This is a genomic window from Denitromonas halophila, from assembly GCF_007625155.1.
Classification (GTDB): Bacteria; Pseudomonadota; Gammaproteobacteria; order Burkholderiales; family Rhodocyclaceae; genus Nitrogeniibacter; species Nitrogeniibacter halophilus.
Map to the genome: position 1 here is coordinate 232,520 of NZ_VMNK01000007.1, position 15,556 is coordinate 248,075.

The 15,556-nt window shown below is 62.0% G+C and carries 15 protein-coding genes and 1 tRNA gene; 5 read left to right on the forward strand and 11 right to left on the reverse strand.

Going from position 1 to position 15,556, the window contains the following annotated elements:
* Window position 1: 1 nt before the first annotated feature.
* From arsB to FHP91_RS10660, 11 genes are all read right to left on the reverse strand, one after another.
* The gene (arsB, locus tag FHP91_RS10610; protein WP_144309563.1) at window positions 2-1,084 is read right to left on the reverse strand and encodes an ACR3 family arsenite efflux transporter; all 1,083 of its coding nucleotides are present in this window, start codon (window positions 1,082-1,084) and stop codon (window positions 2-4) included.
* 12 nt (window positions 1,085-1,096) lie between these two features.
* Window positions 1,097-1,510, reverse strand: a complete 414-nt coding sequence (locus tag FHP91_RS10615) for an arsenate reductase ArsC (RefSeq protein WP_144309564.1) — start codon at window positions 1,508-1,510, stop codon at window positions 1,097-1,099.
* Between the two features lie 36 nt (window positions 1,511-1,546).
* Window positions 1,547-2,044, reverse strand: a complete 498-nt coding sequence (locus FHP91_RS10620) for an ArsR/SmtB family transcription factor (protein ID WP_246116277.1) — start codon at window positions 2,042-2,044, stop codon at window positions 1,547-1,549.
* A complete protein-coding gene (locus tag FHP91_RS10625; RefSeq protein WP_144309565.1) occupies window positions 1,992-2,732 on the reverse strand; it encodes a flagellar motor protein in 741 nt (246 codons plus the stop codon). The genes FHP91_RS10620 and FHP91_RS10625 overlap by 53 nt, the downstream gene beginning before the upstream one ends.
* Window positions 2,733-2,755: 23 nt before the next feature.
* The gene (locus FHP91_RS10630) at window positions 2,756-3,523 is read right to left on the reverse strand and encodes an RNA polymerase sigma factor FliA (RefSeq protein ID WP_144178958.1); all 768 of its coding nucleotides are present in this window, start codon (window positions 3,521-3,523) and stop codon (window positions 2,756-2,758) included.
* 184 nt (window positions 3,524-3,707) lie between these two features.
* Window positions 3,708-4,496: a MinD/ParA family protein gene (locus FHP91_RS10635; RefSeq protein ID WP_144309566.1), complete on the reverse strand. Its 789-nt coding sequence runs from the start codon at window positions 4,494-4,496 to the stop codon at window positions 3,708-3,710.
* 1 nt (window position 4,497) lies between these two features.
* On the reverse strand, window positions 4,498-5,946 hold the full coding sequence (flhF, locus tag FHP91_RS10640; RefSeq protein WP_144309567.1) for a flagellar biosynthesis protein FlhF: 1,449 nt from the start codon (window positions 5,944-5,946) through the stop codon (window positions 4,498-4,500).
* 140 nt (window positions 5,947-6,086) lie between these two features.
* The gene (gene flhA / locus FHP91_RS10645) at window positions 6,087-8,189 is read right to left on the reverse strand and encodes a flagellar biosynthesis protein FlhA (protein ID WP_144309568.1); all 2,103 of its coding nucleotides are present in this window, start codon (window positions 8,187-8,189) and stop codon (window positions 6,087-6,089) included.
* Window positions 8,190-8,217: 28 nt separating this feature from the next.
* Window positions 8,218-9,360 carry a flagellar biosynthesis protein FlhB gene (flhB, locus tag FHP91_RS10650; RefSeq protein WP_144309569.1) on the reverse strand — a complete coding sequence of 381 codons (1,143 nt, stop codon included), beginning with the start codon at window positions 9,358-9,360 and terminating at the stop codon, window positions 8,218-8,220.
* A 128-nt stretch (window positions 9,361-9,488) separates the two neighbouring features.
* Window positions 9,489-9,893, reverse strand: coding sequence for a DUF192 domain-containing protein (locus tag FHP91_RS10655; protein WP_246116278.1), 405 nt, complete (start codon window positions 9,891-9,893; stop codon window positions 9,489-9,491).
* A gap of 270 nt (window positions 9,894-10,163) precedes the next feature.
* A tRNA-Thr gene (locus FHP91_RS10660) sits at window positions 10,164-10,239 on the reverse strand.
* Between the two features lie 150 nt (window positions 10,240-10,389).
* On the opposite strand from FHP91_RS10660, the gene FHP91_RS10665 reads away from it, so the two are divergent.
* The 5 genes from FHP91_RS10665 to FHP91_RS10685 all read left to right on the forward strand — a co-directional run.
* Entirely contained in the window at window positions 10,390-10,851 is a 462-nt protein-coding gene (locus FHP91_RS10665) for a GspH/FimT family pseudopilin (protein ID WP_144309594.1), read from the forward strand.
* Window positions 10,852-10,853: 2 nt separating this feature from the next.
* Complete coding sequence (gene pilV / locus FHP91_RS10670) at window positions 10,854-11,336, forward strand: type IV pilus modification protein PilV (protein WP_144309570.1); 483 nt, start codon at window positions 10,854-10,856, stop codon at window positions 11,334-11,336.
* 10 nt (window positions 11,337-11,346) lie between these two features.
* Window positions 11,347-12,408, forward strand: coding sequence for a PilW family protein (locus tag FHP91_RS10675; RefSeq protein WP_144309571.1), 1,062 nt, complete (start codon window positions 11,347-11,349; stop codon window positions 12,406-12,408).
* Window positions 12,409-12,418: 10 nt separating this feature from the next.
* Entirely contained in the window at window positions 12,419-12,979 is a 561-nt protein-coding gene (locus tag FHP91_RS10680) for a pilus assembly PilX family protein (RefSeq protein WP_144309572.1), read from the forward strand.
* The coding region (locus FHP91_RS10685; protein WP_144309573.1) for a pilus assembly protein at window positions 12,976-15,556 on the forward strand (2,581 nt) is incomplete at its 3' end. The genes FHP91_RS10680 and FHP91_RS10685, both read left to right, overlap by 4 nt.

Here is a 15,556-nt window from a genome sequence, read left to right on the forward strand (position 1 = left end):
CTCACCCGGCGCGCTGCAAGCCCCGCTCGTACCACGCCTTGCTGGTGTTGACCGTTCGCACCAGCCACAGCATCACCGGCACCTCAATCAGCACACCGACCACCGTCGCCAGCGCTGCGCCGGAATCAAAGCCGTACAGCACAATGGCCACCGCCACGGCCAACTCAAAAAAGTTGGAGGCGCCGATCATCGTCGACGGCCCGGCCACATCGTGGCGCACCCGCAAGCCGCGGTTGAGCACATAGCCCAGCCCGGCAATCAACAAGGTCTGCAGCAGGATAGGCACCGCCAGCATGGCGATGATGCCTGGCTGAGCAATGATGGTGCCGCCCTGGAAGGAAAACAGCAGCACCAGCGTGGCGAGCAGCGCCATGATCGAGAAAGGGCCGATCCGCGTCAGCGCCGCATCAAACGCCGCCCGACCGCGCGCCAGCAAGCGCTTGCGAATGAACTGCGCGATCGCCAGCGGAATGACGATATACATCACCACCGACAGAAACAGGGTGTCCCACGGCACAGGGATCGACGACACGCCCAGCAGCAGCGCGACGATGGGCGCGAAGGCAAAGACCATGATCAGATCATTGAGCGCGACCTGGGTCAGCGTGAAATTGGCGTTGCCGCGGCACAGATTGCTCCACACGAAGACCATGGCCGTGCACGGTGCCGCGCCAAGCAGAATCAGGCCGGCGATATAACTGTCGATCTGCTCGGCCGGCAACCACGGCGCAAACACATGGCGAATGAAGATCCAGCCCAGCGCCGCCATGGTGAAGGGTTTGATCGCCCAATTCACCACCAGCGTAATGGCCATGCTGTGCTTCTGCTCGCGCACCTCGTGCAAGGCACCGAAGTCGATCTTCATCAGCATCGGAATGATCATCACCCAGATCAGCACCCCGACCGGCAAGTTCACCTGAGCGATCTCCAGACGGCCCAGCGTCTGGAAAACGCCCGGCGCGATCTGACCCAGCACGATGCCGGCAAAGATGCACAAGAACACCCAGACCGTCAGATAGCGCTCAAAGAAACTGATTGGCGCTCCCGCGGCGACCTTGGCCGTGACTTCACATTGTGCAGACATGACGACCTCCTCTCACAGACCGAGCGCATCGCGCACAAGCGGCACCAGCCGGGTGCGGATCTCCTCGCGCACGGCGACGAAACGCTCAATCGACTCGCCGTGCGGATCATGAAAAGGCACATGCATGCGGGGCACCGGTCGGGGAAAGATCGGACAGCTCTCCTTGGCGTTGTCGCACACGGTCACCACCAGGTCGATGGCCTCGTCGAGAACGACCGACACGTCCTTTGGGGTCAGTCCGCCGGTCGGCAGCCCCGCCTGCGTGAGCGCTTCGATGGCACCGTCAGCCACCTTGGGCTGGGGCGATGTGCCCGCCGACAAGGCACGCACCTGGCCGGCGAGCTCATGATTGAGAATGGCCTCGGCCATTTGCGAGCGGCAGGAGTTTCCGGTGCACAGCACCAGCACGGTTTTCAGGTCAGTCATGGCGTCTCGAGATTGCTTGAAGTGATAGTCGAAATGTCAGTCATTGGCGATGTGTACGCGGCGCTTTTCGCGGGTATCGCACGCGGCCGTCAGCGGCAGGCAGGATTCGCCCTGGCAACAGTTGCGCGTCAAAAAGGCGATCAATTCATCCATGCCTGAAAAATTGGCCGAGTAATGAATGAAGCGGTGTGTCCGCAGCCCCTGAATCAAGCCCACCCTGCTCAGATGAGACAGATGAAACGAGGCGGACGCCGGCGGCATGGCCAGCGCGTTGCTGATCGCACCGGCATTGAGTCCCGCTGGGCCGGCTTCCACAAGCAGGCGAAAAATGCTCAGCCGGGCCTCATGGCCAAGCGCAGACAACACCAGGGCAGCGTCTTTTATTTCCATATTTCGAATAATATCGAACTGAAAGACGTGGCGGGTGAAGTTTTTGTTAAACCAATAAGGGGAGAGCCACGCAGTGCAGGTGGCCGCCAGCTCAGACGTCGTAGCCCTGCAACCGGCTTTCGATGATGCGCGGATTGTCGCCATTGGCGATGCCGACCAGGCCATCGACCAGCATCTCGCGCAGCGACACCAGACGTGCGACATGCGCCTGCAGCTTTTTGGCCATCGGCAAGAACACCAGGTTGGCAAAACCCACACCGTAGATCGTCGCCACAAAAGCCACGGCAATGCCGGCACCCAGTTTGGACGGGTCAGTGAGGTTTTCCATCACGTGGATCAAGCCCATCACCGCACCCAGAATGCCGATCGTCGGCGCGTAGCCGCCCGCGGCTTCCCAGATTTTTGCGCCAAGCTTCATCCGGCTTTCCCAGGCGGTGATTTCAACCTCCATCACATCGCGCAGACGGTCCGGCTCCACGCCATCGACCAGCAATTGAATGCCTTTCTGGGTGAAGCCGTCGCTCACACCGGCGATCTGGTTTTCCAGCGCCAGCAAGCCCTCGCGGCGCGCCACGTGACTCCAGCCGACCACGCGGCCAATCAGTTCGGCATGGGTCGCGGCGGGCGGAACAAAAATCCATTTGGCCATGACCATGCCGTCCTTGAACACGCGCAAGGGGCTTTGCAGCATGACGGCGCCGAGCGTGCCACCAATCACAATCATGAAGGCAGTCGGCTGAACCAGCGAGCTGATGTGCCCACCCTCAAGCACCTGCCCCACCAAAATGGCGGCCAGGCCAAGAACCAGTCCGATCAGGCTGATGCTGTCCATGACTGTTGGCGCGTCCTAAATGATCAGGCCGCGTCGGCGGCGTTCTTCGGCGGTCGACCGCGCCGAGCCTTGGGACCGCCTTTGCTGCCGTGAATCCGGGAGCGCAGGCGGGCGATGGCCTGGCTGTGCAATTGACACACGCGCGATTCGGACACGCCGAGCACTTCGCCAATTTCACGCAGGTTGAGGTCTTCCTCGTAATACAGGCCCATCACGGTTTTCTCGCGCTCGGGCAGATCGTCGATCGACGCCACAAGAATGTCGCGCATGCTCTGGTCGAGCAAGGCATCGAGCGGGTCGCCTTCATGACCGACCGCGTGGCGCTCGAGATAATCGTCGTCATTGCCATCGGTAAAGTCTTCGAAATACACCAGTTGATGGCCGCGGGCGTCTTGCAGCATCTTCTGATACTCGGCCAGCGCCATGCCGAGCGAGTCGGCCAGCTCGCGCTCGGTCGGGTGTCGGCCGTGCGTCTGTTCGAGTTCGTGAATCGCGCCTTCGATACGGCGCATGTCGCGACGCAGACTGCGCGGCAACCAGTCGTTTTCCCGCAGGCCATCGAGCATGGAGCCACGAATCCGCTGCACGGCGTAAGTTTCGAACTGCGCGCCCAGGCCTTCTTCGTAGCGACCAATGGCGTCGAGCAGCCCGATCATGCCGTTCTGGATGATGTCATCGACCTGCACACTGGCTGGCAGCTTGGCCATCAGGTGGTAGGCGATGCGTTTGACCAGTGGCGCGTAATGCACCACCAACTGGTCGCGATCAAGTGTGCCGGATGCGGTGTACATGCAGTGGCCCGTTCAATGGTGCAGCCCCAGACCGGGGGCTCGACTCGCTGCATGGCCGTCGCCATGAAGCCCGATACGCCCTATTGTCCGTGCTTTACCCAATTTGTGCACTCCAAAAAAGGCGGCTTCTTACCGTCTTATTCTCATCCCGACGCAAAATAGCGCGTCGACATCGCATTTTGGCCTAAGGCCGCGGCGCCGCTGCCGCATTGTGTCGCCAGCCGTGCAGTCTGCGCAGGAAAGCCGCTTCCGCCTCCTGCGGCAAGGCAGCGTGATGCAGCAAGGGCCCGGCCAGGTCATCGCGTTCGACCTGCCCGACCCAGGCGAGCGGGATCCCCACTTTGGCCCGCGCCAGCGCCGCCAGGCGGTCAAAGAAGGCGCGCGCATCGGCGCGGTCTCGTGCACGCGCGATCGCCACATGCAAAGACCCCGCGCCCTGCGCTGCCAACGCCTTGATGCAGGCATAGGCTTCAGTTGCACCGCGCCCGCTGGCCTCGGCCAGCACCAAGTGACGGGGTGCGGCGAACACAAAGGGCGACACCGGGTCCAGCGCCTGTGCCGAGGCATGGATGACCATGAAGCGCGTGCGGCGCTGAAGGGACTGCAAATGCGTCAGCAGCTGGGCGCGGCGCTCGTCATCGAGCAGCGGCAACGCCATGGCCACCGCCGCGGTCGGCAGCCGCCCCATCAAACCGGGCACCGGCAGCAGCAGGCCTTCCAGCGTCTGGCGGTCATCGAGTACATGCAACAGATCGCCACCGGGCGCATGGCCCCACACGTCAGCCAGGCTGTTCGCGCCGGCGGCCTCATCGAGCACCAGCACGCGGTGCGCCTGACCGCCCAGCCGGGTGATCGCCAGCGCCGCGGTCTTGGCGGCGGCATGGCCGGTAGAGAACACCGCGACGACGGTCGGCGGTGCCTTTCGAAACAAGCGCCGCAGCCCTGCGGCCTGGTCTTCGCGCCCGTCGATCATGTCAGGCTCCGGCCGACGCCATCAGCAAACCGGCTTCTTCGCCCTTCAGGTGATACGGCGACTTGTCATCCACCGCCTTCATCGCGCGATGCAGCAGGTAGGCGCGATTGGGCAGATGGAGGTCTTCGGGCACGCGCTGGCCATTGGCCACGTAGTAAACCGACATCTCATGGCGCACCGCCACATCGAGCGCCGGAGCGAGCGAGGCGGCCTCGTCGACCTTGGTCAGGATGCAGCCGGCCAGCTCGGGGCCGTCATAGGCGCGCACCACATCGTCGAGCGTGTCGCCGCGGCAGGTGGCGTTGAGCAGCAGCAGACGATTGACGTTGCCGGCGCCAGTGAGCATGGCCGCCTGCTCGCCGACCATGCGGTCGCGCTGCGACATGCCGACGGTGTCGATCAACACCATATGCTTGTCGCGCAGCTCGGCCAGGGTCTGGCGCAAGTCACCGGCGTCGCGCACCACGTGCACCGGCACGCCGAGGATGCGGCCGTAGATGCGCAGTTGTTCATGCGCGCCGATCCGGTAGCCGTCGGTGGTGATCAGCGCGAGCTTGTCGGCGCCATGGCGTACCACGCAGCGCGCGGCGAGCTTGGCCGCGGTGGTGGTCTTGCCCACACCGGTCGGCCCCACCAGTGCATACACACCGCCACGGTCAATCACGTCGGCGTCATTCGACAAAGCGCGCAGGCCACGATTGAGTGCGGTTTTGACCGCATTGCGGGCGGCGCTCAGTTCAGCATTCGGATCCACCGCATCGCACAGCGTCCGCGCCAGTTGCGCCGAGAAGCCGGCTTCGAGCAACTCACCGGTCATGCGGGTGCGCGCAGGCGCCTGACGCCCGGCTTCGCCCCAGGCAAAGCCGGCGAGCTGGCGTTCGAGCATGGCACGAATGCCGCCCATTTCTTCCATCAGACGGGTGTTGGTTTCCTGCAGGGCGCGGATACGGGCAGATTCTTCTTCGCGACGCGGCTCGGCTGGCACGGGGCGCGCGGCCGGCGAACGCTGGCGCGGCAAGGGCTCGGTGCGCTGGGGTTCGGCCGGGCGCATGTCGTCATGCCGGGGGAACACCTCGTGATGCATCACCGGGCGATCGACACGAGGCGGCTGAAACGGGCGAATCTGTTGCGTTGGTGCGGGTGCGGGCGCGCGCGCTGGCTGAGCAGCGGGCGTCACCGGACGACGGGCGGACGACAACTGAACGCGGTAATCGCCTTCGTCGTCATCATGCGCCGGCACAGGCGCTTTGGCTGGCACGGGCTTGGCGGCGACCGGCGCGCTGCGCGTACTTTGATGGAGCACTTCGACCGCATCCGCCGGCAGCGCCACGATCTCGACGCCACCGTCGACCGATCGATTGGACAGCACGATGGCGTCGGCGCCCAGCTCTTCCTTGAGCTGACGCAAGGCTTCTCGGGCAGTCTGGGCAAAATAGCGTTTGACGTTCATGGTGATCTCCGCAGCCATCGGTCCGATCGTCCGGACGATTCTTGATGGCTCGATTATGCGGAGCCCGACGTCCACCTCGTCGCCGGAAAAAGGGGGTTCTCCCCCCTTATTTCTTGCCGGTCATTTTTGCCGGTGGGCGCTCAAGCGGCGGATCCGACCGTGGCGCCGACACGGATCATGCGGTTTTCCGGCACCTCGGCATTGGCAATCACCTTGAGCGTCGGCACCGAGCGACGCAGGAAGCGCGACAGCAACCAGCGCAACTGCCCCGGCACCAGCAGCACGGGCGGCAAACCCATGCTCTCCTGGCGTTGCGCCAGCGACACGGTCTGACGCAGCAGGCTATCGGCCAGCCCCGGCTCGATCGCCCCGCCCTCCGGCCCGCCGCTGCCGACGGCCTGCATCAGCACCCGCTCCAGCCCCGGATCGAGCGCCATGACCTGCACCTCGGTGTCGCCCGGGAACAGCGCCTGAATGATCGACCGGCCGAGCGCCTGACGTACCCGCGAGGTGAGTTCGAGCGGGTCCTGAATCCGCGCGGCGTGCTCGGCCAGCACCTCGATGATGGTGCGCATGTCGCGGATGTTGACGCCTTCTTCGAGCAGGTTCTGCAGCACACGCTGCACCGTCGACACCGGCAACTGCTTGGGCACGAGGTCTTCGATGAGCTTGGGCGAATCGCGACCGATGTGGTCAAGCAGCGCCTGGGTTTCCTGCCGGCCAAGCAACTCGGCCGCGTGTTCGAGAATGAGGTGGTTGAGATGGGTGGCCACCACCGTGCTGCCATCCACCACGGTGTAGCCCAAGGCATGCGCCTGCTCGCGCTGGCTGGCATCGACCCAGAAGGCCGGCAGCCCGAAGGCCGGATCTTTGGTTTCTCGGCCCGACAGCGGGCCGGTGACCCGCCCCGGATTGATCGCCAGGAACTGCCCCGGGTAGGCCTCGCCACTGCCGATTTCGACGCCTTTAAGCGCGATCCGGTAGGCATTGGGCTTGAGCTCGAGGTTGTCGCGAATATGCACCGGCGCCGCCAGGAAGCCGACATCCTGCGCAAACTTCTTGCGCAGTCCGCGGATGCGCTTGAGCAGCTCGCCATCCTGCGCCTTGTCGACCATCGGAATCAGCCGGTAGCCCACCTCAAGGCCCAGCACGTCCACCGGCGACACATCGGCCCAGCTCGCCTCTTGAGACTGCTCGGTCGCCGCGGCGATATCCGCCTGAGTCGGCGTTTTCATCGCCTCCTCGTCCGCCGGGCCATCTATCGGATTCGATTGCCGCCACCAGGCCAGCCAGCCAAACAAGGAGGCGAGCAGAATGAACACCAGATTGGGCATGCCGGGAATCAGGCCGAGCACGCCGAGAATCGCCGCGGTGAGCATCAATACCTGCGGATTGGAGAAGACCTGACGCACCACCTGCCCGCTGATCTGCCCCTCATCGCCGACTCGGGCGACCACCAGACCCGCCGCCACGGAGATGATCAGCGAAGGAATCTGCGCCACCAGACCATCACCAATGGTCAGCAAAGTGTAGATCTCGGCGGCCTGCGACAGCGCCATGTCGTGCTGCATGACCCCCACCACCAGACCGCCGGCAATGTTGATCAACAGAATCAGAATGCCGGCGACCGCATCACCGCGTACGAACTTGGACGCACCGTCCATGGCGCCGTAGAAGTCCGACTCCTGCGCGATCTCGCGACGACGGCGCTTGGCTTCCTTGTCATCGATGAGGCCGGCGTTGAGGTCGGCATCGATGGCCATCTGCTTGCCGGGCATCGCGTCCAGAGTAAAGCGTGCACTCACCTCCGCGATCCGCCCCGCGCCCTTGGTGATCACCACGAAGTTGATCACCGTCAGGATGGTGAACACCACCAGACCGACCGCCGTGTTGCCGCCCACCAGGAAGTGGCCGAAGGCTTCGATCACCTTGCCGGCGGCGTCCGACCCGCCATGACCTTCGAGCAACACGATCCGCGTCGAGGCGACGTTGAGGCTCAAGCGCAGCAATGTAGTCAGCAGCAAGACCGTCGGAAACACCGAGAAGTCGAGCGGCCGATTGGCGTACATGGCCACCAGCATCACCATCACTGACAGCGAAATGTTGAAGGTGAAGAACACGTCCAGCGCAAAGGCCGGCAGCGGCAGCACCATCATCGCCAGGATCATGATGATCAGCATGGGCGCGGCCAGCTGGCGCAAGGCCGTCGGAGACATCAGGGAACGTAGCGTGATGGCGTTCATGAGTGAGCGTGTTCAGTTAAGGTCGGCATCAGGCACGGCTCGCGCCGGGGTCCATGTCGGCGGGCACCGGCAGCGTCTGCGGCGCCTCGGGCACCTGTCCGCCGCCAGCCAGCCACTGGTTGAGTTGATAGACATAGGCCATCACTTCGGCCACTGCGGTGTACAGCGCGGCCGGCACGGCCTGGTCGATATCACAATGCGCGAACAAGGCGCGCGCCAAAGGCGGCGCCTCAAGCGTCGGCACATTGTGCTCGGCAGCGATTTCACGGATTTTTTGCGCCGTCAGATCAGCGCCTTTGGCCACCACCACCGGCGCACCCATGCGCCCCGCGTCGTAGCGCAGCGCCACGGCATAGTGCGTCGGGTTGGTCACCACCACATCCGCCTTGGGCACTTCGGACATCATCCGGCGGCGCGACATCTCGCGCTGCGCCTGGCGGATGCGTGCCTTGAGCTGCGGATCGCCTTCGGACTCCTTGTTCTCCTGGCGAACCTGCTCTTTCGTCATCTTCAGTTTGTCGTGGTATTGCCACAACTGGAAAGGCACATCGAGCACGGCCAGCAAGGCCAGGCTCGAGACCACCAGCAAGGCGGAGAACAACACAATGTGTGCGAAGTCATTGAGGCTGGCCGCCAGCGGCTGGGACATCAAGGCGAGCATCTGGTCCTTCTCGCGCCAGATCGCCCACGCGCCCACGCCACCGACCAGAAAAGCCTTCAACAGCGCCTTGACCAGTTCCGCCGCGCCATGCACGGAGAACATCTTGCCCAGCCCCTTGAGTGGGTCCATGCGTTCGAACTTGAACTGCAAGGCCTTCGGGGAAAACACCATGCCGCCCATCAAGATAGGCGCGGCAACGGCAGCGGCCATCAGCACCGCAAACACCGGCGCCACCGTCAGCACTGCCTCGGCGAGCACATCGCGGAGGTTCGCCACCATCAACACCGTGTCACGCGCCAGCTCAGGCTCGAAACTCAAGCCGCCCTTGACCAGCGAGACGATGCGGCTGGACACCCACTGCCCCATCACCCACAAGCCGGCGACCCCCGTCATCATGACCAGAAAAGTCGACAGCTCGCGCGACTGAGGGACCTGCCCCTCTTCGCGCGCTTGCTCCAGGCGTCGTGGTGTCGCCTCTTCTGTCTTCTCGAGATCACTCTCTTCGGCCACGCTACGCTCCGATCCGGCCACACATGCTGCCCTCGCGGAGCAGCGGATGTGAGCATTATCAGATCGGAACGGCCAATATCAGGGCCGAAGAAAGGGCAGAAAACCGCCCCAATTCTGCAAACGCAGACTCAGCGCGGCGCAGGCAAACGCTCCAGGCCAACAAGCTTGGCGCCTGGCGCAACGCGCTTCTCTGCAAACCAGCCCTGGTTCATCTCAAGCGCGTAGCGTGCCGGCTGCGCGGCACAATGGTTGTCTTCGGAGTGCGGCTGCATCTGCGCGATATTGATGATCCGCCCCGAGTCGTCGATAAACGCCACCGACAAGGGCAGCGGCGTATTGCGCATCCACATGCAGTGCGCCCGCAACTCCGGAAACACGAACACCATGCCCTCATGCGGCAACAGACGCTCCCGCCCCATCAAGCCCTGCGCCCGCCGCCCCGGCGTTTCCGCCACCTCGGCGTCGATCCGGTACAGCCCGATCGACAGATCCACCCGCCCGAGAGGCTCCGCCGCCTGCACAGCCAGCGACACAACAGAACTCAACCCGATCAACAGCCATCCACGCACGCGCGCCACTCCCGAAAAAGGTGTCTCGCAAAGTGTAGTCGAAGGACAGCCAGCGGACGGCGGAGCGCAGCGAAATCAGGCGAAACACCATCCACACGCCAGCGTGACGCCCATCACGAACACGCGTCGAAACAACGCCCCGCGACACCACAACACGGAACAATCAAGCGCGCCTCACCCGACCATGAAAGACAAAGGCCCCGGAGGAAAACCTCCAGGGCCTTGTCGTACAACTGGTGCTGCTGACCGGAATCGAACTGGTGACCTACTGATTACGAATCAGTTGCTCTACCGACTGAGCTACAGCAGCAAAGGGCGCAAATTTTATCGAGGCTTTGCAAAACTTGCAATCATTATCCTCACCCACCGTTCATCCCCCGGAACCCACATCCCGGCGTTTGCCTGTCGCTTGCAGACTTTGCGCCATCTAGAGTCAAGCCAGAACCTACGGACAACGACCATGAATCGCGGATTCACTCTCATCGAGCTAATGATCACCCTGGCCATCATGGCAATTCTTGCCGCGATCGCCACGCCGAGCTTTACTCGCATGATTGAAGACAATCGAATGACAACCCAGGCGAATGAACTCCTTTCTGCATTTGCGCTCGCCCGCAGCGAAGCCGTCAAACGCGGTCTCACGGTCACGGTGACACCCAAAGCGGGCGGCTACAGCGCGGGGTGGCGAGTCAATGCCAGTGACGGGACCTTGCTGCGCGATCACGAAGCCCTACCCAAAGTCACCATGACCGGTGCTCAGGCAACAACGGCCATCGCCTTCGACTCCTTCGGCGTCAATATCGCCCAGGCTGATCGAACGATTGACCTCTCCCCGCCGGGCTGCACATCTGGCGATCTACGTATGCGGCGGCTGATCATCAACACGATCGGACACGGTGCCATCACGGTAGTGGGGTGCTAGACATGACAAGGCTCAAAACCCAACCCCGGGCTCGCCAACGCGGCTTTTCGCTCATCGAAGCGCTGATTGCCATGGTGGTGCTGTCCTTGGGCTTGCTTGGCCTGGCAGGACTTCAGGTCAGCTCCCTCAAGTTCAACCAGACGGCCCAACTGCGCTCAAAAGCGGTCACGCTCGCTTATGACATGCAGGAGCGCGTGCGTGCCAGTGGTCAAAATGCGACCAATGGTGATTTCAACGTGGGCTTTGGCGCGTTCACCAGCACAACAACCTTTCCCGACGAGCAAATCACTGACTGGAAAGCCCGCCTGGCCGCGCAACTTCCGCTAGGTGATGGTTCCGTCTGCACGGTCAGCAACCCTGCCGCGCCTGGTGCCTGTGATGGTGGCCCGTTTTTCGTCATTTCGGTCAGATGGAACGAGGCAAACGACGCAGGACTGAACGCTGCCCGACAAGCACAAACCATCCAGATCGTTTCCCGCGAATGAGCGCCCGACCATGAGCCCGATCGCCCCCCTCTCCGTTTTTGACCGCTGCCGTCGCCTGACCGGCCAGCGTGGTTCAACGCTGATCGAACTGATGATCGGCATGGTGATCAGCCTGCTGCTTGTGGGCGGCATGATCACCCTATTCGTCAACAACAAACAGACCTATCGCTACAACGAAGAATTGGCACGCATACAGGAGAACGGCCGTTTTGCCGTCGAATTCCTGCAGCGCAATTTCCGAATGGTGGGGCATCTTGGCTGCGGCTACATGGCCGCCAGCGCTGAGGAGGAAGGCTATGGAGCGGTCTTTCCCCGATCCATTGCCACCGGCCTAACCTTCGATAACTCGAACGCCATCAGTGCTTACTCCTACACAACGGGCACCCCCGGAGTCGTTGCAATACCCGGCACCGACGTCATCACCATCCAATTTGCATCCGGCGCAGCCACAACACTCACCGGATCGGTCAAGGCGTTCAATTCGCCCGTGATTCGGGACAACGCACTGGATTTTCGTCAGAACGATATCGTCATTATTGCCGACTGTCTTACCGCCGACGCTTTCCGGATCAGCAATGTGCCAGCCTCCGGCAACAACGTAACGCTGGAACACAAGACCGCTGGAACGATGAACGACTCCGACACGCTGCTCAGCGGCCGGGAGTATGGCGACAGTGCGCGCGTAATGCGGCTCCAAACCCTGACGTTCAACCTGGGGCAGTCCGCCAAACTGAACCGCCAAGGACAAGCCATACGATCGCTCTTCCAAAGTGGCGTAGAGATGGTTGAAGGCGTCGAAAACATGCGCGTCCTGTACGGCCTGCCCGCCGCAGGTGTGGCGCCAGGGCCGACTGCGCGCACGGTTACACGCTACCTGCCTTCCACCGCCATGACAGCTGCCGACTGGCCAAACGTCGTGTCCATCCAGTTCGAACTGCTGCTCGCCAGTGTCGACGACAACGCCGTTTCTGCCCCCATGCCAATCACCTTCAATGGCGTAACAACCACGGCAGCGGATCGACGCATGTATTCGACAGTGTCGACCACGATCGCGTTGCGCAACCGCTTCTAGGGGCCTCGCCATGACGCCACGTAACTACTCAAACAAGGTCCGCGCCAAACAGTCCGGCTCAGCGCTGATTGTCGGCCTCATCCTCTTGCTGGTGATGACCATGCTTGGCTTGACCGCCATGCAGACAACTTCGCTGGAAGAAAAAATGTCCGGCAACATGCGCGACCGCGACCTGGCCGCCCAAGCGGCTGAGATGGCTTTGCGGGCGGGCGAAAACGAGGCACTGACCGCCCTCGGTTCACTCTCCAGCAACGGAGCGTTCGCGTTCCCGGCCAATCCAGCACCGGATGAAAGTCTTGCTGCCAACTGGACAGCAGCAAATACTCGCGGCTGGCCCGACGGCAATAATCTCGAAACAATGACGTCTTATACGGCCCCCTTGTCGCCCGCGGTCTCATATCCGAGCTTTGCTGAAGCCCCTGACTACTGGATTGAAGAGCGCCCAGGCGTGTTTTCATCTCCGTCACTCGAAGTCCGACCGGCCGATGTCCGCATCTTCGACATAACCGCCCGCTCCACCGGTGCCAGTGGCACCAGTACCGTCATCCTGCGCTCGACGGTGATGCAATGAACACCGCGCGCGCCATTCTGAAAGGTGTTGCCATGAACACTACACCGCCCAAAACGCTGACCCCCATCGCTGCAGCGGTCGTTGCTGCATGCGCTTTCGGCCTGCCCAGTCAGGCGCTCTCAGCATCGCTGGCCATCTCTCAGGTCCCGCTCTATCTGGGGGGCACGGTGGAGCCGAACATCTTGTTCGTGCTCGATGACTCCGGCTCAATGGACTGGTCCTTCATGCCAGACGGCATTTATTCATACCACAACACAAAACGGGCCAAGTCGAGCTATTACAACAAGATCTATTACGACCCCACCGCCACATACCTTCCGCCGCTGGATCAGGATGGCGTGAGTCGAGGCAATTCAAGCTTTACTTCCGCCTGGAAAGACGGCTATTCAAGCAACCGAGGAACCAATACGGTCAACCTCAGCACCTCATTCAGGCCAACCTGGTATTACGCGGGTTACTCCAATGAATATTCCGCTAATTCTCAGGCCGCTTTCTATTACGTATTCAACGCCGGGAACGCCAACTGCAACGGCACCGCAACGGATGACGACTGCTATACCTACGTCAAGGTAGGCAGCAGTGAAGAAACCAACTTTGCCAACTGGTACTCCTATTACCGCGACCGTATGTCGGCCGCCAAGGCGGGCGTAAGCCGGGCCTTTGCGCAGCAGGGCACGGGGCTGAGGATTGGTTACGGCCGCATCAACAGAAGCAGCGTAAACGTTGACGGCTTATCGACGTCCACCATCGAACGTGGCGTTCGTGACTTCAGCGACAAGGACAACTTTGGCAACGTCACCAGCAATCGCAAGCAGTTCTTTGACTGGCTGTTTGCGCAACAGCCTACAGGCAGCACCCCGCTACGTCGGGCACTTGATGCCGCAGGCGATTACTACGAGTGGCAAGATAGTCGCGGCGCCGCCAGCACAACCCCGGGCGTATCGGGCGGCAAGGACTTGTCGTGCCGCCAGAACTTCACCATTCTGACCACCGACGGCTACTGGACTGATGGCAGTTACTATGAAGCGGCAACGTCAGGCGCCAGGCAAAACAACGACGGTAACAATGGTCCGCTCATCACCGGCCCCAATAGTGTGACGTACCAGTACGCCCCGGTCGGCCCGTTCAAGGACAACTGGAGCAACAACCTGGCGGATATCGCCATGTACTACTGGAATCGCGATCTGCGCAGCGATCTGACCAACAACGTCCCGGTCAGTACCGACGACCCCGCCTTCTGGCAGCACATGGTGACCTTTGGTGTCGGTCTCGGCGTTGAAGGCACCATCTCATCAACCACCGCCTTTGCCGCGATTGCGACCAAGACGGACCCTGGTTGGCCCAGCCCGACCTCCAGTGACCCGGCCAAGATTGATGACTTGCTGCACGCCAGCCTGAACGGCCGTGGCGAGTTCTTCAGCGCAAAGGACCCGCAAACCTTCGCCAACGCACTCGCGGCCACGCTGGCCACCATCAACGCACGGACCAGTTCGGCCGCAACAGTGGCGGCCAACTCCACTCGCCTGAGCACCAATACGCTCCTCTTCCAGGCACGCTTCGACAGCGGCACCTGGACGGGAGACATGTTGGCCTACAAGATTGATGTCAACACCGGCGACCCAGATACCACGCCGACGTGGCAAGCAAGCAAGCAGATTCCCGCCTTCCTTACGCGCAGCCTCTTCACCATCAACCCCAGCAACGGACAGGGCATTTCGCTAGCTTGGGCGTCGTTGGCGACGAGCCAGAAAACAGCGCTCAACAACGACTCGACCCTGCTGGAATGGGTGCGCGGCGACCAGAGCAAAGAGGCGTCAAACAACGGGCCCTTCCGCACGCGCAAGAGCATCATGGGCGACGTCGTCAACTCCGATCCGGCGTTCGTGAAGAATGAGGACTATGGATACAGCCTGGCCGGCTCGCTAAGCGCAGCGGAACGAAAAGCGTATATCGCGCGACGACTCACGACCACCTTCCAGAACCGCAAGGGCGCACTCTTCTTTGGAGCCAATGACGGCATTTTCCGTGGTCTGGATAGCGACACGGGCGCAGAGCTGTTCGGCTACGTCCCCAACACAATCATGTCCGGCCTGCCAACGCTGGCTGACCCGAAGTACACCCACCGCTACTATGTGGATGGCGCGCCAAAAGTCGGTGATGCCCTCATCGGCAGCAACTGGAAAACCGTGCTGGTTGGTTCTACTGGCGCAGGCGGCAAAGGGTACTTCGCGCTCAATGTTGAAAATGCGCATGGCTTCGGTGCCTCTGATGTCCTTTGGGAAGTCAACGACTCCACCACCGGTTTCGGCGAACTGGGCTTCACGCTCGGCCAGGCATCCATTGGCCGGACTGAGAGCGGTGATTGGGTCGCCATCTTTGGCAATGGCTACAACAGCGCGGCCCAAAAAGCCCAGTTGTTCGTCGTCAATATCAGTACCGGCGCACTGATCAAGAAAATCGATACCGGCGTCGGAAGTTCGACAACCCCGAATGGCCTGGCGACGCCCGTCGTCATCGACAGCGACCAGAACGGATCGATTGACCTGATCTACGCCGGTGACTTGCACGGCAATGTCT